Annotated in this window: 18 protein-coding genes and 1 riboswitch; of the genes, 8 read left to right on the forward strand and 10 right to left on the reverse strand. The window is 69.8% G+C overall.

What is annotated here, in order from left to right:
* Positions 1-69: 69 nt before the first annotated feature.
* Complete coding sequence (locus JL11_RS03030) at positions 70-1896, reverse strand: methyl-accepting chemotaxis protein (RefSeq protein ID WP_054764352.1); 1827 nt, start codon at positions 1894-1896, stop codon at positions 70-72.
* A gap of 86 nt (positions 1897-1982) precedes the next feature.
* Positions 1983-4667 carry a DNA mismatch repair protein MutS gene (gene mutS / locus JL11_RS03035; protein WP_054764353.1) on the reverse strand — a complete coding sequence of 895 codons (2685 nt, stop codon included), beginning with the start codon at positions 4665-4667 and terminating at the stop codon, positions 1983-1985.
* A 98-nt stretch (positions 4668-4765) separates the two neighbouring features.
* Positions 4766-4905: riboswitch (cobalamin riboswitch) on the forward strand.
* A gap of 165 nt (positions 4906-5070) precedes the next feature.
* Between mutS and JL11_RS03040 the strand changes: the two genes are divergently transcribed.
* Positions 5071-6894, forward strand: a complete 1824-nt coding sequence (locus JL11_RS03040; RefSeq protein WP_054764354.1) for a TonB-dependent receptor plug domain-containing protein — start codon at positions 5071-5073, stop codon at positions 6892-6894.
* Here JL11_RS03040 and JL11_RS03045 read toward each other — a convergent pair.
* The 3 genes from JL11_RS03045 to JL11_RS03055 all read right to left on the reverse strand — a co-directional run bounded on the left by JL11_RS03045 (position 6878) and on the right by JL11_RS03055 (position 9177).
* A complete protein-coding gene (locus JL11_RS03045) occupies positions 6878-7798 on the reverse strand; it encodes an aldo/keto reductase (protein ID WP_054764355.1) in 921 nt (306 codons plus the stop codon). The two genes, JL11_RS03040 and JL11_RS03045, sit on opposite strands and share 17 nt — an antisense overlap.
* Before the next feature lie 90 nt (positions 7799-7888).
* A complete protein-coding gene (gene maiA, locus JL11_RS03050; RefSeq protein WP_054764356.1) occupies positions 7889-8524 on the reverse strand; it encodes a maleylacetoacetate isomerase in 636 nt (211 codons plus the stop codon).
* A complete protein-coding gene (locus JL11_RS03055) occupies positions 8524-9177 on the reverse strand; it encodes a fumarylacetoacetate hydrolase family protein (protein ID WP_054764357.1) in 654 nt (217 codons plus the stop codon). The genes maiA and JL11_RS03055 overlap by 1 nt, the downstream gene beginning before the upstream one ends.
* A 137-nt stretch (positions 9178-9314) precedes the next feature.
* Between JL11_RS03055 and JL11_RS03060 the strand changes: the two genes are divergently transcribed.
* The 3 genes from JL11_RS03060 to JL11_RS03070 all read left to right on the forward strand — a co-directional run bounded on the left by JL11_RS03060 (position 9315) and on the right by JL11_RS03070 (position 10363).
* Positions 9315-9659, forward strand: a complete 345-nt coding sequence (locus tag JL11_RS03060) for a DUF883 family protein (RefSeq protein ID WP_054764358.1) — start codon at positions 9315-9317, stop codon at positions 9657-9659.
* Complete coding sequence (locus JL11_RS03065) at positions 9659-10069, forward strand: hypothetical protein (RefSeq protein WP_054764359.1); 411 nt, start codon at positions 9659-9661, stop codon at positions 10067-10069. The genes JL11_RS03060 and JL11_RS03065 overlap by 1 nt, the downstream gene beginning before the upstream one ends.
* Before the next feature lie 114 nt (positions 10070-10183).
* Positions 10184-10363 (forward strand): DUF1328 domain-containing protein, encoded by a 180-nt coding sequence (locus tag JL11_RS03070; protein WP_008262305.1) that lies wholly within the window; start codon positions 10184-10186, stop codon positions 10361-10363.
* A 100-nt stretch (positions 10364-10463) separates the two neighbouring features.
* Here JL11_RS03070 and JL11_RS03075 read toward each other — a convergent pair whose 3' ends face one another.
* The 3 genes from JL11_RS03075 to JL11_RS03085 form a co-directional block, all read right to left on the reverse strand.
* Entirely contained in the window at positions 10464-11315 is an 852-nt protein-coding gene (locus JL11_RS03075; protein ID WP_054764360.1) for a metallophosphoesterase family protein, read from the reverse strand.
* Positions 11315-12271, reverse strand: coding sequence for a diacylglycerol/lipid kinase family protein (locus JL11_RS03080; RefSeq protein ID WP_054764361.1), 957 nt, complete (start codon positions 12269-12271; stop codon positions 11315-11317). Before JL11_RS03080 ends, JL11_RS03075 begins: the two co-directional genes overlap by 1 nt.
* Positions 12272-12337: 66 nt before the next feature.
* Positions 12338-12604: a hypothetical protein gene (locus JL11_RS03085; RefSeq protein WP_183216454.1), complete on the reverse strand. Its 267-nt coding sequence runs from the start codon at positions 12602-12604 to the stop codon at positions 12338-12340.
* 133 nt (positions 12605-12737) lie between these two features.
* Here JL11_RS03085 and JL11_RS03090 point away from each other — a divergent pair, with 133 nt between their 5' ends.
* The 3 genes from JL11_RS03090 to JL11_RS03100 all read left to right on the forward strand — a co-directional run bounded on the left by JL11_RS03090 (position 12738) and on the right by JL11_RS03100 (position 15912).
* The gene (locus tag JL11_RS03090; RefSeq protein WP_054764362.1) at positions 12738-13079 is read left to right on the forward strand and encodes a YMGG-like glycine zipper-containing protein; all 342 of its coding nucleotides are present in this window, start codon (positions 12738-12740) and stop codon (positions 13077-13079) included.
* A gap of 193 nt (positions 13080-13272) precedes the next feature.
* Positions 13273-13632: an OmpA family protein gene (locus tag JL11_RS03095; RefSeq protein ID WP_227976024.1), complete on the forward strand. Its 360-nt coding sequence runs from the start codon at positions 13273-13275 to the stop codon at positions 13630-13632.
* 51 nt (positions 13633-13683) lie between these two features.
* The gene (locus JL11_RS03100; RefSeq protein ID WP_082382568.1) at positions 13684-15912 is read left to right on the forward strand and encodes a protein-disulfide reductase DsbD family protein; all 2229 of its coding nucleotides are present in this window, start codon (positions 13684-13686) and stop codon (positions 15910-15912) included.
* Between the two features lie 28 nt (positions 15913-15940).
* Here JL11_RS03100 and JL11_RS03105 read toward each other — a convergent pair whose 3' ends face one another.
* Positions 15941-16693, reverse strand: a complete 753-nt coding sequence (locus JL11_RS03105) for a hypothetical protein (protein ID WP_054764364.1) — start codon at positions 16691-16693, stop codon at positions 15941-15943.
* 137 nt (positions 16694-16830) lie between these two features.
* Positions 16831-17307 carry a hypothetical protein gene (locus tag JL11_RS03110; RefSeq protein WP_054764365.1) on the reverse strand — a complete coding sequence of 159 codons (477 nt, stop codon included), beginning with the start codon at positions 17305-17307 and terminating at the stop codon, positions 16831-16833.
* 113 nt (positions 17308-17420) lie between these two features.
* On the opposite strand from JL11_RS03110, the gene pgi reads away from it, so the two are divergent.
* Complete coding sequence (gene pgi, locus JL11_RS03115) at positions 17421-19028, forward strand: glucose-6-phosphate isomerase (RefSeq protein WP_054764366.1); 1608 nt, start codon at positions 17421-17423, stop codon at positions 19026-19028.

Here is a 19028-nt window from a genome sequence, read left to right on the forward strand (position 1 = left end):
TCAGTCGATGTGACAAGGCCCGCCCGGAGGATCCGGGCGGGCCTTTCATTTGCGCCTGTTCGATCCCGCTCAGGCGGCCCAGACCGTCCGTTCGTCCTGAGCGTCGCCGTATGGCGCCCCGTCGCCCAGACGGAAGCGCGACACCAGTTCGGCCAGCCGTTCCGCCTCCTGGCTGAGCGCCTGGTTGGCGGCGGTGGTCTGTTGGACCATGGCGGCGTTCTGCTGGGTGGTCTGGTCCATCTGGTTGACGGCCGTATTGACCTCGGCCAGCCCCTCGGCCTGCGCCTTGGCCGAGGCGGCGATCTCGCCGGCCAGCTGGTTGATTTCGGCCACCTGGCCGATCAAGGCGGTCAGGGCCGCACCGGTCTGGGACACCAGTCGAGCGCCCTCGCCGACGCTGGCGCTGGAGGCGGCGATCAGACCCTTGATCTCGCGCGCGGCCCCCGCCGACCTCTGGGCCAGGGCGCGAACCTCTGAGGCCACCACCGCGAAACCGCGACCGGCCTCGCCCGCCCGCGCCGCCTCGACCCCGGCGTTCAGGGCCAGGAGATTGGTCTGGAAGGCGATTTCGTCGATCACCCCGATGATTTCCCCGATCCGGCCCGAGGTCGCCTCGATCTCGCCCATGGCGGCTGTGGTCTCGGCGATGATCTGTTCGCGCGTCGCGGCGCCGCTTCGGGCCTCGGCGGTGATGTCGGCGGCGGACCGGGCGCCTTGCGCAGTCTTGCGCACCGTGACCGTGATCTGATCGAGGGCGGCGGCGGTCTGTTCCAGGGCGGCGGCCTGTCTTTCGGTGCGGCGCGACAGGTCGTCGGTCGCCGTCGTCACCTCCGATGTTGCAGCCCGCATCGCCTCAACCAGGTCTACGATGTCGGCCATGGTCGCCGCCAGCGTGTCCACGGCGGCGTTATAGTCGTCCTTCAGCTTGCGGCTGCGCTCGGCGAAGTCTGCGGTGATCCGATGGCTCAGATCTCCGCGCGCCAGGGCCGCCAGACCTTGTCCGAGCGCCTCCGCCACCAGGGCGTTTTCCTCAGCCAGACGGTCCCGTTCCGCTTCTCCCGCCTCTTGCGTCACACGGGCGGCCTCACGCATGGCCTCGGTCTCGGCTTCCGCGGCCTTCTGGCGCACCGCAGCGTCGCGGAAGGCGGCGACGGCGCGGGCCATCTGGCCGATGTCGTCTTCACGCATGGCCCAGCGCGTGTCGAAGTCGGTTCGGCCCTGGCGCAGGGCTTCCATCCGCTCGCACAGAGCCTTGAGAGGCGAAAACATCCGGCGGGAAACGATCAGACACAGCCCGACCCCCAGCAGGGCGGCGGCCAAGCCGCACACGAACAGGGCGATCATCACCTGGTTCACCGAGGCCATGAAGTCCGCCTTGGGGATGCCGACATACAGCACGCCGATGGTCTGGCCGGCCCTGGTCTTGATCGGGTCGTAGGCGACGAAATAAGGCTTGCCCAGAATGTCGGCCTGGCCTCGATAGGGCTCGCCCGCCTTCAGCACCGCATCATAGACGGGGCCGGGCTTCAGCCGAGTGCCCACGGCGCGGGAGCCGTCATCCTTGACCACATTGGTGGTCACGCGCAGGTCGTTCAGGAAGACGGTCGCGGTTCCCCCGACCAGGGCCTTGATCCGGTCCACGGGCTCGACGAAGTCGTTCATCGGAGTCGATCCGACATACAGCCTGCCGTCGCGCGCCGTGAAGCCGTCGCCGTAATCGGCCAGCACGTCCCAGGCGACCCGCATATTGGCCTCCTGACGCTCGGCGGCCTGGGCCTCAGCGTCGCGGGTCAGCAGGACCGCAGCGACGGCCGTCAGCACCAGGGTCAGGACGCCGAGGGCCGTAATGACCATCAAGGCCGTCTTGCCGGAAAGGGAAAGCGCGCTGGGCTTCATGGCCGATCCTCAGCGATTCGGTCTGGCGGACCACGACTGTTACCGAACAGGGTCTGGATTTCTATCCCTGGCAAGGGCCGACCTTCTCAATCAGCCAGGCTCTTCAACCTGTAGAGCGTCTCCAGAGCCTCGCGCGGCGTCAGGGCGTCGGGGTCCACCGCCTGCAAGGCCGCCTCCAGCTTGGAAGGCGCGCGCGGCGGCTCCGGCTCGGCCACGGCGAACAGCGGCAGATCGTCCAGGCGGGCCGCTGCCGCCTTCTCCCCTTCCAGCCGCTCCAGCACCGCCTTGGCCCGCGCCACCACCGCGGCCGGCGCCCCGGCCAGCTTGGCCACCTGAACGCCGTAGGATCGGTCCGCCGCCCCCGGCGCCGCCTCGTGCAGAAAGACCAGATCGCCGTTCCATTCCTTGGCCGTCATGGACAGGTTGCAGACGTGGTCCAGCCGCGTCTCCAACTGGGCCAGCTCGTGATAGTGGGTGGCGAACAGGGTGCGGGCGCGATTGACGTCGTGCAGGGCCTCGGCCGTGGCCCAGGCGATGGCCAGGCCGTCATAGGTGGCCGTGCCGCGGCCGATCTCGTCCAGAACCACGAAGCTGCGCGGCGTGGCCTGGGTCAGGATGGCGGCGGTCTCGACCATCTCCATCATGAAGGTGGACCGGCCCCGCGCCAGGTCGTCGCCGGCGCCGACGCGGCTGAACAGCCGGTCGACCACGCCCAGACGCATGGCGCGCGCCGGTACGAAGGCCCCGGCCTGGGCCAGGATCACCAGAAGGGCGTTCTGGCGCAGGAAGGTCGACTTACCGGCCATGTTCGGCCCGGTGACGATAGCCAGGCGGGCGCAGTCCGATCCAGACCCGTCCAGGCGGGCGTTGTTGGGCGTATAGGGATCGCCGGCCGCCTTGACCGCCGCCTCGACCACCGGATGCCGCCCGGCCTCGACCGAGAAGACCAGACTGTCGTCCACCACCGGCCGAGTCGCCCCGGCCTCCTGGGCCCATTCCGCCAGGGCCGCATGGGCGTCCAGCTCGGCCAGAGCCTCCGCGACCGCCTGCAGCGGCTGGGCCAGGCGGGCGACTTCGCGCCGCCAGCCCTCGAAGGTCTCGGCCTCGATGGCCAGGGCGCGGTGACCGGCCTGGCTGATCCGGGCGTCCAGCTCCGACAGTTCGACCGTGGTGAACCGTACCTGGCTGGCCAGGGTCTGACGGTGGATGAAGGGACTGTCCGGCCCGGCCCGCAACAGACCCTCCGCCGCCTTGGCCGAGGTCTCCAGGAAATAGCCCAGGACGGCGTTGTGCTTGACCTTGAAGGGTACGCCGGACTCGGCGACCGCCCGCGCCTCCAGATCGGCCACCACCCGGCGGCTGTCGTCGCGCAGGGTGCGGGCGGCGTCCAGTTCGGGGCGATAGTCGGGGCGCACGAAGCCGCCGTCGCGGGCCAGATGCGACGGCTCGTCCACCAGGCCGTCGATCAGATCGGCCTTCAGCCGCGACACCTCGGGCGACAGGCTCAGACGATCCAGGGCCAGGGCGATGCGGCGCGGCCGGCCGGTGAGCGGGTCCACCTGACCGATGAACAGGCCCGCGATCCCCTCGGCGACGGACAGGCCCACGCGCACCGCCGCCAGATCGCGCGGACCGCCGCGCCCCAGGGCCAGCCGTCCGACCGCCCGCGCCACATCGGCCGAGGCCTTCAGCCCGTCGCGAAGGGCGCGCCGCAGATCGCGCCGCTCCAGCAGCCATTCGACCGCGTCGAGCTGTTCATTGATCGCCAGGGGGTCGCGCAGCGGCCGGGCGATCCGTTCCGCCAGGGCCCGGGCCCCGCCCGAGGTGACGGTGCGGTCGATACAGGCCAAGAGCGAGCCTTCGCGTTCGCCCCTCTGCGTCCGGTCGATCTCCAGACTGGCCCGGGTCGCCGGGTCGATGGCCAGAAACCCGCTCTCGCCCAGACGGCGGGGCGGGGCCAGGGCCGGAACCTTGCCGGCCTGGGTCGTCTCCAGATAGGCGGCGATCAGGCCGAGCGCCGAGACCTCGGCCTCCTCGAAGGCGCCGAAACCGTCCAGGGCCGCAACCCCGTACAGCCGCTCGACCCGCGTCCGCGCCGCCTGGGGCTCGGCGATGGCCGAGGCCAGGGCCTGAACCACGCCGCCGGACCCGTCCAGGGCGTCCCGCGTCGTCGGGTCGGAATAGATGCGGTCAGTGACCAGGACCTCGGACGGGCGGAAGGCGGCCAGGGTCGCCCCGAGATCCTCCAGCGCACAGGCGACGCTGTCCACCGCGCCGGAAGACAGTTCGACCACCGCCACGGCCGCGCGACCCTTGCGCACCGCTGCGGCGGCCAGCCGGTTGGCGCCGCGCGCATCCAGCAGACTGTCCTCGGTCAGGGTGCCGGGCGTCACCACCCGCACCACGCCGCGCTGGACCACGGCCTTGCCGCCGCGCTTCTTGGCCTCGGCCGGGTCTTCCAGCTGTTCGCAGATGGCCACCTTGTGACCCAGGCGGATCAGCCGGGCCAGATAGCCCTCCATGGCGTGGACCGGCACCCCGGCCATGGGGATGTCCTCGCCCTGGTGCTTGCCCCGCCTGGTCAGGGTGATGCCGAGCGCCGCCGCCGCCACCTCGGCGTCCTTGAAGAACAGCTCGTAGAAGTCGCCCATGCGGAAGAACAGGATGGCGTCCGGCTGTCCGGCCTTGGCCGTCAGATACTGGGCCATGAAGGGCGTGGCGCCCTCCAGAGCGGCGGCGATGTCAGGCGGGTGAGAGACAGGGGCGTTCATGTTGCGACAGGGTGACGGATCGCGTCCTGGCGCTCAAGCCCGTTGACCGGCTCTTGCACAGGCTTGTCGCCCCTGCGATAGGCCGGATCAGGCGGTTAAGGGAACACGGTGTGACGCCGTGGCTGTGCCCGCAACTGTAGGCGGCGAGAGCGTCGTCCGTCCGGGGTCTCGACCTCGGCGCCACTGGGTGACTGGGAAGGCGAGGACGGCGGTTTATGACCCGCAAGCCAGGAGACCTGGCCGCCGACGTCGCTCGCTCCTGTCCGGGACCAGACAGAGGCGCGGTTTCTCCGTGGAAGCGACCCGATCTTGCGTCGTCCCGACCTCGCGGCCGGGCGGATCGGCTCGCTGGTCACGACCCTGCGCGCGCATTCGCCGGGCCGATACGGGGATATCGCTCACAATGAAGCGCTCCATTCTTCTGTCGACGGCGGCCATGGCCGCCGTCATCGCCGCACCCGCTTTCGCCGATGAGGCGACCCAGCTGGACGAGGTCGTGGTCACCGCCACCCGCCTGCCCGCCATCGTCGCCGAGACGCCCGGCGCCCGGGTCATCGATTCCAGGATCATCGAGCAACGCGGCGCCGTCTTCGCCGCCGACATCCTGTCCGACGTGCCTGGCCTGTCGGTGACGCGAACAGGGGCCTTCGGCGGGATCGCCCAGGTCCGCATGCGCGGCGCGACGCCGGGCAAGACCCTGGTGCTGGTGGACGACGCGCCGGTCAATGATGCGGCCGAACCGAACGGCGCCTATGACTTCTCCAGCTTCGAACTGGCCGACATCGACCGGATCGAGGTGCTCAGCGGTCCGCAGTCGTCCCTGTGGGGATCGGACGCCATCGGCGGGGTGATTTCCTTCACCACGCGTGAAATCGACGGCGTTCGCGCCGAGGCCGAGGCCGGCAGCTTCGACACGGCGCGCGGTCGTCTGTCGGCCGGCGTCGCCAATGAGACCTACGCCTTCAGCGCCTATGTCTCGCGCTTCCAGACCGACGGGATTTCGGCGGCGGACAAGGCGGACGGCAATCCCGAGACCGACGGCTTTCGCAGCACGACCCTGGGCGCCAAGGGCCGCTATGTCCTGTCCGACGCGGTCAAGGTCGACGGCGCCGTGCGCTGGAACGACAGCCACGCCGACATCGACGGCTTCCCCGCGCCTGACTATGTGCTGGCCGACACCGGCGACGCCCAGGACAGCGAACAGTGGTCGGGCTTCGGTCGGGTGACGGCCCAGGCTTTCGGTCTTGATCATCAGTTCAGCATCTCGGCGTCCGATCTGGAGCGCACCTCCTACAGCGACGGCTTCGGCTCGACCTTCAGCGGTGACCGTCAGGCCTACCGCTGGCAGGCGGACGGTCAGGCGCAAGGCGTGGACTACGCCTTCGGCGTCGAACGCAACGAGGCCTCGGCGGCCCTGTCGTCAGGTCTGTCGCGCGACCTGTCGATAACCTCGGTGTTCGGCGTGGCCCGGTATGACGCCGGCCCGCTGAACCTGAGCGGCGGATTGCGGTACGACGACACGGACGATTTCGGCTCAAAGACCACGGGGCGGATTTCGGCGGCCTATGATCTGGCCGGCGGCTTCATCCTGTCGGGCGCCTATGGCACAGGCTTCAAGGCCCCGACCGTCAGCCAGGCGGTGTGCGACTATTGTTTCGCGCCCCAGCCGTGGCCCGCGCTGAAGCCGGAGACGGCCGACAGCGTCGAGATCGCCCTGGGCTGGGCCTCCGCCGGCGGTCGGTTCGAGGGACGCGCGACCCTGTATCGGCTGAACGTCGAGGACCAAATCACCTATTCCGCCGGCCGCTACGTCAACGTCGCCAAGACGCGGTCGGACGGGCTCGAGCTGGAAGGCCGCGCGCGCCTCGGCGCCGGTTTCGACCTGACCTTGGCCTACGCCTGGACCGACGCTGCGGACCGCACCACGGGCGCTCGCCTGCTGCGCGTGCCCGAACACGCCGGTTCGGCGACCCTGGGCTGGACGGGGGATCGGCTGTCGGGCGCCCTGACCGTGCGGGCGGAAGGCGATCAGGACGACTCTGGCGGCTTTTCCACAGTGGTCCGCGAGAGCTTCGTCACGGCCAATCTGAACGCGGCCTACGCTTTGACGGACAAGGTCGCCCTGACGGCGCGGATCGAGAACCTGGGCGACGAACACTATCAGCAGGTGTTCGGCTATGGAGAGCCCGGCCGGTCGGCCTATGTCGGGGTCAGGCTGCGCTACTGATCAGGTTGCGGGCGTCGGCGGCGAAGGCCGCCGGCGCCTCCAGCGCCAGTTCCGACCAGTCCAGGTCGGGACCGGGCGCATGGGCGGCCGCCAATATGGCGCGCAGCTCGGCGGCGGAGGCCACGCTGGCCACCACCCGGTCCACCGCCTCCAGAGAAAAGGCGTAGGCCAGGGCGGCCTGCATCGGATCGCAGCGCCGTTCCGCCAGGCGCCGTCGGATGCGCGACAGGGCCTGATCATAGCCGGTCAAATGGGCCGGAAGATCGTCGCCGGGGGCGAACAACAGGCCGCCGGCGAAGACCGAAGACAGGTGGACCTGGGCCCCCAGGGCCTTGATCTCATCCAGAATTCCCTCGGCCGCCGCGCGCTGATCCAGAAGATTGCAGGCGACCTGAACCACATCGGCCTCCAGGCGCCGGGCTAGGAGGACGGGTCCGTCCTCGACCGTGGCGCAAAAGCCGATGCTGCGAAACAGGCCGCGGGCCTTCAAGGCCTGCAGCCGGTCCCAAAGGGCCCGCCCCTCGGCGCCGGCCAGGTCGGCGGGATTGTTGACCAGCAGGGCCTCGCCCCGCGGCAGGCCCAGACGTTCCAAGGAGCGGCGCGCCCGCGCCTCAACCCGATCCAGTCCTTCGCCCAGGCCGACGGTGCGAACCGTGACGCGGAAGGGGGAGGGGAAGGGCCAGGCCTGGCCCAACAGCCGTTCGCCGTCGCCGGTCGGCTTGGTCGCGATCACCTTGACCCCCGCGTCCGCTCCCGTCTGCAACAGGAAACGCATCGCGTCCTCGCGGGCGCCCGACGGGGCGGCCATGAGGGGCTTGGCGGCGCGCTCGGGCTCGGTCACCACGGCCAGGGCCAGGCGATCGACCGGCGATGGCGCCGAGGGAGAGGGTGGGGACTGCGTCACCCCCCGATCATGCCCCCCAAAGCTTAAGGGAGGTTGATCAAGACCTTACGCGAGTCTTACTCATCGACCGCCGATATGGGTCGGGCGCGCTCAGCCGTCGGCGTCGGGCTGCCGGTCCGGGTGGGCCGCCTGAAAGGCCGGATGGGCCTGGGCGGCGGCCTCGACCGCCAGAAGGCGCGGCCAGGGCGTCAGGGCCAGATTGAACCGCCGCGCCGAATAGAGCTGTGGAATCAGATAGCAGTCCGCCAGTCCGGGACGATCGCCGAAACTCCAACCCGCACCGTGGCGCGCGACCAGGACCTCCAGAGCGTCGAAGCCCGGCGTAATCCAGCGCCCCGCCCAGGCGTCGACCGTCGCCTGATCGGCGCCGAACTCCTGACGCAGGGCGGTCAGGACGCGAAGATTGTTCAGCGGATGGATGTCGCAGCCGATCAGGGCCGCCATGGCCCGGACCTGGGCGCGGTCCTGGGCGTCCTTCGGCAACAGGGGCGGCTCGGGATGGGTCTCCTCCAGCCATTCCAGGATCGCCGGACTTTGGGTCAGGACCGTCTCCCCCTGCTGCAAGGCGGGGGTCATGCCCTGGGGATTGATCGCCAGAAAGGCCGGGGCCTTCTGTTCGCCCTTGCGCAGATCAAGGGCCGCAGTCTGATAAGCCAGTCCTTTCAGCCCCAGGCCGATGCGGACCCGATAGCTGGCGCCGGACCGCCAATAGCCGTGCAGGATCATCAGACGATCTCGAAGCTCAGAGGCGCCAGACCCTCGATGGCGACCGCCACCTTGTCGCCGCGCACGATCGGCCCGACGCCGGACGGGGTTCCGGTGAAGATCAGGTCGCCCGGCTGAAGCGTCCACAGCCCGCCCGCCGCCGCGACGATCTGGTCCGGGTTCAGGATCATGTCGCTGAGGACGCTGGATTGGCGGACTTCCCCATTGACGGTCAGGACGATGGACCCGTCCGGGTTCGGCAGGGCGCCCAGGGTTACGGCGCCGCAGGGCGCCGACTGATCAAACCCCTTGGCGGCGTCCCAGGGGCGGCCGGCCGCCTTGGCCTGGGCCTGCAGATCGCGTCGGGTCAGATCGCAACCGGCGGCCCAGCCGACGATCCGCCCGCCTTCGCCGATGGCCGCCACCAGCTCGGCCTCATAGTGCAGCTGGGCCGTCGCGGACGGGTAGGCCGGGTCGGCGCCGTCGGTCACCACGGCGTCGGCCGGCTTCGAAAAGAAGAAGGGCGTCTGCTTCTCGGGATCCGACCCCATTTCGCGCGCATGGGCGGCGTAGTTCTGGCCCACGCACAGAATCCGCCGCACGGGAAACCGTCGCGCATCGCCGATGATCGGCAGGCTGGGCTGGGGTGGGGGCTCGAACAGAAAGGCGGTCATGGCGCCAATCTAGGGCGCCGGGACGGAGGTGACGAGGCCTTCACCGACATTGGCGACGACGGAACCTCGACAGGGGTGTGGCGTTGGCAGACGGGGTTCCCTATTCTAATGCCAAGCTTGAAACTGGAGCGCGCATCATGGCCACCACCAAGGCTCGAGAAGACATCAAGGCCGATCTGAAGACCCTGAAGGAGGATCTGAAGGCCGGCGCTCGCGAAGAAACCCAGCGCCTGCGCGAAAAGGCCGAGGAGGCCGAGGCCCGCCTGCGCGCCAAGAGCGAGGAAGTGCGCGAACAGGCCCGCACCTATTACGACGCCGCCCGCGTTCGGGGCCGCGAATATTACGACGACGCCGCCGAGCGCCTGGACGAAGCCCAGCGCTATGTCGTCGAACGGGTGCAGGAGCGTCCGCTCCAGTCCACGGCCATCGCCCTGGGCGTCGGTCTGGTGCTGGGCATGCTGCTGGCCGGCCGCCGCCGCTGATGTTCAAGGGCATCCTCAAGCGCGCCGTGGCGACCGCCGTGGTCGCCGCCAGCGTCTTTTTGGCCGTCATCTTCCTGGGCGTCGCTGTGTTCTACGCCCTCCAATTGATGACCACGCCCTTGGGCGCGGCCGCCATCACCTTCGGCCTGTTCGCCTTGACGGCCCTGATCGTCGCCCTCGTCTTCCTGAAGCGCGCCGAAGGGGACGATGAGGACGAGGAGGAGGAGCCGGAGGGTCTGGCCGGCAAGATCCTGCATATGGTGCGCGAGCGCCCTGTCATCGGGGTGGTCGGCGGACTGGGGGCCGCCTTCCTGCTGCTGCGCAATCCCGCCCTGGCCGCGATCGTGGCAGGCATGGTGGCGGACCGCAAGATGGAGCATCGCGGCTACGGCCGTCGCCGGCGGCGATAGTCTTTCCTTTCTCTGTCGCGGGCGGAACGCCCCGCGACCGGGAACGTTGATCCACCGACGGACGAACGGCTGCGAGGCCGCCGTCGGAAACATCAACGCAGGAGAGCTAAACCCATGATTCGCTGGGCAATTATCTTCCTGGTCGTGGCTTTGATCGCAGCCGTTCTCGGCTTCGGCGGCATCGCGAACTTCTCGTTCGAGATCGCCAAATTCATCGCCGTGATCGCCATCATCCTGTTCGTCATCGCCCTTGTGGCCGGCGGACTTCGCGGACGCGGCGCGCCTCGATTGTAAAGGGCGTCGAGCTTCAAAACGGAAAGGGCCGGAACGCGAGTTCCGGCCCTTTCTTCATGCCGAGGTCCTTATGGGCCGTGGCCGAGATGGAAGGGCGGCGTCAGACCGCCGCCTTTTCCAGCATGCCCGGCGCGTTCGGATCGGGCGCCGTCGCCGCGCGGCGGGTGTCCTGCCGACGCGGAAGCCTCCACACCTGATGCGGCCTGTAGGCCGCGCCGTCCCAGGCCAGGGCGGTGACCGTGATGGTCTTGGCGTCCCACTCCACCTGATTGAAGCCGGGCGGCGATCCCCGCTCCCGATGCGACAAGGTTCCGCAACCCACCGCATAGGAACAGCGATCCGCCAGGTCGATCGCCAGGGCGAAGGGCACATGGACATGGCCCGTCATGATCAGATCCACGCCCGCCTCGGCGAAGATCAGCGCCGCCTCGTCCCCGCGCTTGACCTCACCGGTCATCGGCGCCCCGATCATCTCGATCAGCGGATGGTGACAGGCGAGGATGCGCAGCGCCCCGATCGGCGCCTGCCGCAGGGCCTCGGCCGCGCGCCGGGTCTGGTCCAGATCGATGACCCCCTTTGACCAGTTGGGCCGGGCCTGCCAGCCGCGTGCGGTGACGACGCCGCGCACCATGACGGTCTCATTGCAGAACTGGCCGTCGTGGGCGGGAAACCCGGTCGCCGTCTCGAACGCTTTCCAGGGATGGAACAGCCTTGCGACCGCGTCCCAGTAGGGGACGTCGTGGTTGCCGACGATGACGAAGCGCGGCTCGGGCATGGCGCGCATCCAGCGACCCGCCGCCGCGAACTCCTTGGGATAGCCCTTCTGGGTGATGTCGCCTGTGATCAGGACCAGGTCGTTGGGCGTGGCGTGGGCGTATTCCAGGGCGGCGGCGACCGCCCCCTTGTGCTCACATCCGAAATGAACGTCGGAAAACTGGAGAATACGCCCCATTACAGACTGTCCTCGGCGGCGGGGGGTTTGGGCGCCAGGGCGCGAAACGCCTTGGGAATGAACCGCACCGTCGCCTCGGGGCTCAGAAGAAGGGGTTCGCCGTCGATCACGGCGGGAATCTTGGACCGAGCGCGCACGTCGATCCGCTTGGCGGGGCGGGTCGAGACCGCGGGATCATGGCGCCAGTCGCTGAACAGGGCCGTCGCCGCCAGTCGGAAGGCCTGGGTGGCGTCCGACGGATCCAGCGCCGCCGCCTCCAGCCCCGTCGGCTCCTCCATCGCCTTGGAGATCATCGGGCTGATCAACACCAGGGCTTCGGCGCGGCGACGGCCGCCTCCGTCCAGGCTGAACCTCAATCGGCCGGAAAAGGCTCGCTTCAGCGCCCGTCGAGCATAGGCCCAGGCCAGTCTCAGCTTTCCGGTCCGCATCGCCTCCCGCGCCGGGGCCCAAAGGGCCGGCGATCCCAGGATGGCCGCGCAGTAGAAATATTCCCCGCCGACCTCGCCGCCGGACACCGTCTGGGGCTCGCCCTCCTCCAGGGCGTGGCGCAAGGCCGCCTTCCAATCGCCGGTGCCGTAAAGCGCCTTGGGCAACATATTCATGGTGCCCCCGGGCAGGGGGGCGATCATCGGACCGTCCGGCCTGGCCTTGGCCGCCACCGAACGGGCCGTGCCGTCCCCGGCAAGAACGAAGATGACGTCGGGCGTTGCGGCGAAGGCGTCGGCGATGGCCTGGTCGAAGCCGCCGCCTTGCAACAGCACGACCTGGCTCTCCACCTCATAGTCGGTCAGGATCGCCTCGACCTCTGCGACGGCGCGCGGTCCGACGCCGCCTGACAGCGGATTCACCAGAATGACCAACCGCTTCAGCGACGCATGAGGCGTCAGGACGCGGCCCGCGTCCGGGCGCTGCCCGCCCGCCCCTGTGTCGGGCTCAGAGCTCAGGATGTCGGTCATGTCGGGCCGAACGCCTGCCAAGCCGAGCCGTTCCCCTCAGTGAGATGCGGACGTCGCTTTGACGCCTCAGCGGCTGGGGCTGGGCGTTCGGTCGATCAAGGCCTGCCCGTGGGCCCAGGCGGTCGCGATCCATCCGTCCATGGTCCGGCCGGCGGTCTCGACTGAACCCGCCCTGATCGACAGAACCAGCGTCAGGGCGCCGATCAGGGCCAGCAGAACCAGAAGGGTGTTGACCAGGGACGCCGCCGAGACTCTGCGTTTGCGTTTGCGAGGCCGCGACCAGATCGGTCCCTCGGCGCCGGTCGAAGCCCGCGTGAGTGTGGAAAATCGCATCGTCCTGCCCCCATAAGCTTGACTGCCGTGCGGCGATTTTAGCCGCTTCAGCGGAACAGTGATAGACAAGGGAACCGGTGCGGGAGTCCAGCGTTCTCGTATTCGGGGCGAACCCAGGATAAAGGAATTCACCATGAACAAGGCCATCATCGCCATAGCCGGCGCCGGTCTTCTGGCTTCGGCCTGCGCCAGCGATCCTTACGGCGGCACCAACCAGACGGTGCGCCAGGGCGCCATCGGCGCGGGCCTCGGCGCCGTGGCGGGCGCGGTCATCGGCAACAATGTCGGCGGCGGCAATGCGGCCACCGGCGCCCTGATCGGCGGCGCCCTGGGCGGTGCGGCCGGCGCGGTGCGCGGCTCTCAGGCGGACCGCAACAACCAGCAGCGTTATCGCGACAGCCAGGGTCGCTACTACTACTGCTACGACAACCGCCAGGACGAATGCTACTGGGACAATGGCCAACGGCGCTATTGAGCCTCAGGGTTTCTGAACGGACGTGAGACGGTTCGCGTCCGTTCAACCGGGCGGCTCGTCGGCGACGGGCCGCCCTTTTTGCGTCTGCAGACGCACAACCGAGGGGGACGGTATGAGATATCTGACGATTTCGGCATTGGGTTTGGCTGCGGCCGTGTCAGCCTGCGCCACCGCGCCTTCGCGAGACGCAATCGTGACGGGGGAATCTCCGTGCGCGCCGGTGCGGTTCGACATCTATTTCCGTGAAGGCGAGGCTCGGCTTACGCCTGCGGCCGATCAGGCGATCACGGCGGCGGCGAATGTGCTGAAGACCTGCGACGTTCGGCGGGTCCAGGTGCTGGGCCTCGCGGACGCCACGGGCGGGTCTGCGGCCAACCTCAGCCTCTCTCAACAGAGGGCGCGGTCCGTGGCCCAGGCCTTGAACACCGCCGGCCTGCCCGCCCCCGTCTTCGACGTGGCCGCCGCCGGGGACGTCGGCGCAGTCACGACCGAGGGCGCTGCCGAGCCGTTGCGCCGCCGCACCGAGGTGGCGATCGACGCCCATCCTCGCTGATCCCGTAAAGGCGCCCTGACAGGGGCGGTCTCCCGGCCTAAAAGGCCGATCATGCGCCTTCTTTTCTCCATCCTGTTCAAGGCCGGCCGGCTCCGCGACGGCTCCAGAGTCGGGGTGCGCCTGCTGCTGGTCTTGAACCTGGGCCTGCTGCTGGGCCTGGCCTCTCCGGCCCTGGCCCAGGTCCGAAGCCAAGCCCCCGTCGAGACGGGCGCTCAGGGCGCGCAGAACATCCGGGCGGAACTCATTCCTCTGACGCGCTGGGCGGCGCCGGGCTCCACCGCCGTGGTGGCGGTGCGACAGCAGATCGCCGAGGGGTGGCACACCTATTGGCGCAACCCCGGCGATTCCGGGGGCCCCACCACCCTGAACTGGCGCCTTCCGCCGGGGGTCGAGGCCGGCGACATCGTCTGGCCCCTGCCGACCCGCCAGCGGCTGATGAGCCTGGTCAACTACGGCTATTCGGGCGAGGTCTATCTGCCCGTGCCGATCGAGATCCCGGCCTCGGCCCGACCCGGCACCACCCTGCCCCTGGTCGCCGACGCCCTGCTTCTGGTGTGCAGCGACCAGATGTGCGTGCCGGTGCAGATGAGCCTGAGGCTGGACCTGCCGATCCGGGAGGGGGCGCCGCCGCTGGACCCGGATCACGGCCGGGCGCTCCAGGCCGTGCTCGAGGCCGCGCCACGCCCTGCGGGGATCGAGGCGCGCGCCGCGCTCGAGAACGGCGTCCTGACCCTGTCGGCGGCGGGCGGACCGCTGGCGGAGATCATGGGCCGCGCGCCGGGCGTGACCCAGGCCTATTTCTATCCCTATGACGGCGGCGTGATCGACCATGCGGCGGCCCAGTCGGGCCAGGCCGGCCCCCGGGGGCTGAGCCTGACCCTGACCCCCGGCGCCGATCTGAAGGCCCAGGGCCTGACCCGACCGGTGTCCGGCGTCCTGGCCACCGACGCCGGCGCCTGGGAGATCACGGCCCGGCCCGGTCCCCCCCTGCCCGGAACGGCCGGCGGCGCGGCCCTCAGCGGCGAGGTCGTCCCCCCCGCCGAAGGGGCCGGCGCGGGCCTGATCCTGCAGTCGATCCTGTTCGCCTTCGTCGGCGGACTGATCCTGAATCTGATGCCCTGCGTCTTTCCCATACTGGCGATGAAGGCCGCCGCCCTGGCCGCCTCGGCCCATCAGGCCGGCGAGGCCCGGCGCGACGGCCTGCTGTTCCTGGCCGGGGTCCTGTCCAGCTTCCTGGTCCTGGCGGGCGCCCTGCTGATCCTGCGCGCGGGCGGCGAGGCCATAGGCTGGGGCTTCCAGCTTCAGTCGCCGGCGGTGATCGCGGGCCTGGCCCTGCTGATGCTGGGCGTCGGCCTGAACCTGTCGGGCGTCTTCCATGTCGGGGCAGGACTGCAGGGGGCCGGCGCCGGTCCCCTGTCGCGACTGCCCGGCGGCGTGGGGGCCTTCTTCACCGGGGTGCTGGCCGTGGTCGTCGCCGCCCCCTGCACCGCCCCCTTCATGGCCGCCGCCCTCGGCGCAGCCCTGCTGGCGCCCTGGCCGGCGGCCCTGGCGATCTTCCTGATGCTGGGCCTGGGCCTGGCCCTGCCCTATGTGGCGATCAGCCTGTCGCCCGGCCTGTTGCGACGCTTCCCCCGGCCGGGGCCGTGGATGGAGCGGCTGAAGGCCCTGCTGGCCTTCCCCATGTACGGCGCGGCCCTGTGGCTGGTCTGGGTCTTTTCGCGCCAGACGGGACCCGACGCCTTGGCCCTGGTCCTCGCTGCGGGCCTGATGCTGGCCTTCGGTCTGTGGCTGTCCGGCATGAACCAGGCGCGCCGGGCCCAGGGCGGGACCGCCGTGGTCAGCGCCGTCGCCGCCACCCTGGCCCTGCTCTTCGCCGTCGGTTTCGCCGGTCTGGCCGCCACCCGGCCGCCGTCCGCGGCGGCGGCCGAGACCGGTTCCCTCACAGCCGCCCACTGGTCGGCCGAGGCCGTCCGCGCCGCCCAGGCCGCAGGCCGTCCCGTCCTGGTCAACTTCACCGCCGACTGGTGCGTCACCTGCAAGATCAATGAGCGCGCCGCCCTGTCCTCGCCCCGCGTCGCCGAGGCCCTGAAGGCGTCGAACACCCTCTATCTGGTCGGCGACTGGACCCGCCGCGACGACGCCATCAGCCGTGAACTGGAGCGTCACGGCCGCTCGGGCGTGCCCCTGTATCTGTTCTATCCCGCCGCCGGCGGCGAACCCCGCATCCTGCCGCAGTTGTTGACCGAGGGTGTGGTGGTCGAAGCGCTGACGGGACGGTGAAGACGCGGCGAGCGTCGGATGCGGCGGCTCAGTGGCGGATGACCAGCGTCCTCCGGATCTCGACCGCCTCCAGGCGGTCGATGCCCTTCAGCACCACGATCCACGACTGGCCGTCCGGAGGCGTGCTGTCGAAATGGACCTCGGCCTCGGGCCAGCGGTCGTCGACGACCGGCTGCATCTTTCGAACCCGCACCCGGCCCTCGGTCGGCTCTTCCTGATAGACGGTGTTCTTCAGCCGAACGCCCAGCAGCCGATCCAGCGGCAGGTCGGCCAGGGCGCGTCGCGGATCAGCGCAATCTTCCGGCTTGTCCGAACGACACGACAGGGCGAACCCCAGTTCGTCGCGGCCGGCGGCCCGCGCCATCGCCCGCGTCAGCCGGTCGAGCATTCGCAGGGTCGGTTCAAGCTCGCGCTCCGGGGCGCCGATCCAGCCGCCCTCTGACAGACACCCCGCATCAGAGGCGAGGTTCGGATAGGTCGGGGCGTAGAAGACGACGGTCTGAAAAGGCGTCAGCGCCAGCGGCGTGTCGTCGGCCGCCTCCTCGCCCACGCGCGGCGCCCCGGCCGAGGCGACGTGGGAGGTGCGGCGGCACAGGCCGTCCGAATGGACGCTCGGGCGCTCGTCGAAGCGAATGAAATAGCTCTGACCCGGAAGCCACTGTCGCCGGACGAGGCCGCCCTCGATCCGCGCCGCCGTCTCCGGCGGCAGTATCCGCTGCGCCAGGGCGACCGGCTCGGCCCCGCGCACCGCGCCGAGCGGAACGGTCGCGGATTCGACCATTGACGCGGCCATTGATGCGGCAACGGCGATCAGGGGCGCAAGACCAGCCATGGGGACTCCGGAAACGGTTTCCCCCAGCCTGCACCCGCACCGTCACCCCCGCAACCCGCAACCCGCAGAGGTCGGGGTTTCGCTCGCTAGACCTCAGGCTGAGGCGGGGCGGTGATCACTTCGACATTGTCGTTCAGCAAATAGGACAGTTCCGACAGGGCCGTAGCGCGCTCTGCGGGGGTAGCGGCGGCCTGAACCGCCTGGACCTTTTTCGGCATGTCCTCGGAGATGCCGCGCAGGATGCATTTCAGATCGCCGTCGGTGCCCCGTTCCTTCAGAATCAGATGGCCCTGCAGGTCCAGGGCCGCCAGTTCGTCCGCCTGGGCCTTAAAGCCGGTGAAGGCCTGGCTGGTGAAGAAACCGGCGTCGTCCGCAGCCTTTGACGCCGCCCAGCCGTCCACCATCGCCTTCAGCCTCCCGGACCGGGCCACGATGTCGGCGAACAGGGGCTCGGCCGCCACGGACACGGGGGCGCCGGCGGCCGCAGCGGGCTGATCAGCCGCCAGGGCCACGGCGGGATTGGACAGGGTCAGGGCGATCGTGAGAGCAAGGCCGCAGGACATGGGTGACTTCCTGTTTCAGCGTCGGCTAGGACGTTGAACCGGCATACGCTCGACCCGTAAACGAGTGTTTACCTTCCTTGTCTTCCCAAGATTTCTCCTCCCGAGGACGACTGATGACCCGCAACGACGCCTGGACCGCCTTCGACGCCGCCGCCGCAACGGCGGGCAAAGCCCGTATCGTGGACCAGTTCGCCGCCGATCCGGACCGGCTGGCGCGGATGTCGGTCGAGGCGGCGGGTCTCTATCTGGATCTGTCGAAACAGAGCTGGACCCGGGACGCCTTCGAGGCCTGTCTGGACCTGGCCCACGCCTGCGACGTCGAGGGCCGTCGCGCCGCCCTGTTCGCCGGCGAGGCCGTCAACCTGACCGAGGGGCGCGCCGTCCTGCACCCGGCCCTGCGCGCGCCCGCCGGCGCCGACTTCAGGGCCCTGGGCGAGCCGGTCTCGGCCGAGGTGGACGCCGTCCGCGCCGACATGAAGACCTATGCCGAGGCCGTCCGCTCGGGCGCCGAGGCGGGGGCCACGGGCCGCAAGTTCGAGGCCATCGTCCACGTCGGCATCGGCGGGTCGGACCTGGGTCCGCGCGTGGTCTGGGACGCCCTGCGCCCGCTGGACCCGTCCATCGATCTGCGCTTCGTCGCCAATATCGACCCCCGCGACATGGCTGAGGCCCTGACCGGCCTGAACCCGGAGACCACCCTGGTCGTGGTGGTGTCCAAGACCTTCACGACGCAAGAGACCCTGGCCAACGCCGAGGCGGCCAAGGCCTGGCTGGCCGCCGCCCTGCCGGCCGAGGGCATGACCAAACACTTCATCGGGGTGACGGCGGCGCCGGACAAGGCGGCGGCCTTCGGCTGCGGCCGCACCTTCGCCTTCCGCGACTGGGTCGGCGGACGCTATTCGCTGTGGTCGGCGGTCAGTCTGTCGTGCGGCATCGCCCTGGGTTGGGACGTGTTCGAAGCCATGCTGGCCGGCGCCGCCGCTATGGATGACCATTTCGTCTCGGCCCCGCTGGAGCGGAACGCGCCGATCCTTCTGGCCCTGGCCCAGGTCTTCAACGTCGACGGGCTGAACCGCCCCGCCCGCACCGTGGCGCCCTACGCCCACGCCCTGCGCCGCCTGCCGTCCTTCTTGCAGCAGCTGGAGATGGAGTCGAACGGCAAGCGGGTGCACCGCGACGGAACCCCCGTGACGCGCCAGACCTGCCCGGTGGTGTTCGGCGAGCCGGGCACCAACGGCCAGCACGCCTTCTTCCAGCAGATCCACCAGGGCCCGCAGATCGTCCCGGCCGAGTTCGTGATCGTCGCCAAAACCCATGCCGACGCGCCGGAATCGCCGCTCTGGTCCAACGCCCTGGCCCAGGGGCAGGCCCTGATGCTGGGCAAGACGACCGAGGCGGCCAAGGCCGAAGGCCTGGCCCAGGGTCTGTCGGAGGAAGAGGCCGCCCGTCTGGCGACCCACCGTACCTTCACCGGAAACCGCCCCTCGACCGCCATTCTGATGGACCGCCTGACGCCCGAGACCCTGGGCGCCTTGCTGGCCCTCTATGAACACAAGACCTTCGTTGAAGGCGTGATCTGGGACATCAACAGCTTCGACCAGTGGGGCGTCGAACTGGGCAAGGTCCTGGCCAAGGCGATCCTGAAGGACGTCCACGCCGGCGACCCCTCCGCCGATCTGGACCCCTCGACCGCCGGCCTGATGACGCGGTTGATGGGCTGA

Source organism: Brevundimonas sp. DS20 (assembly GCF_001310255.1).
In the GTDB taxonomy this organism is placed as follows: Bacteria; Pseudomonadota; Alphaproteobacteria; order Caulobacterales; family Caulobacteraceae; genus Brevundimonas; species Brevundimonas aurantiaca.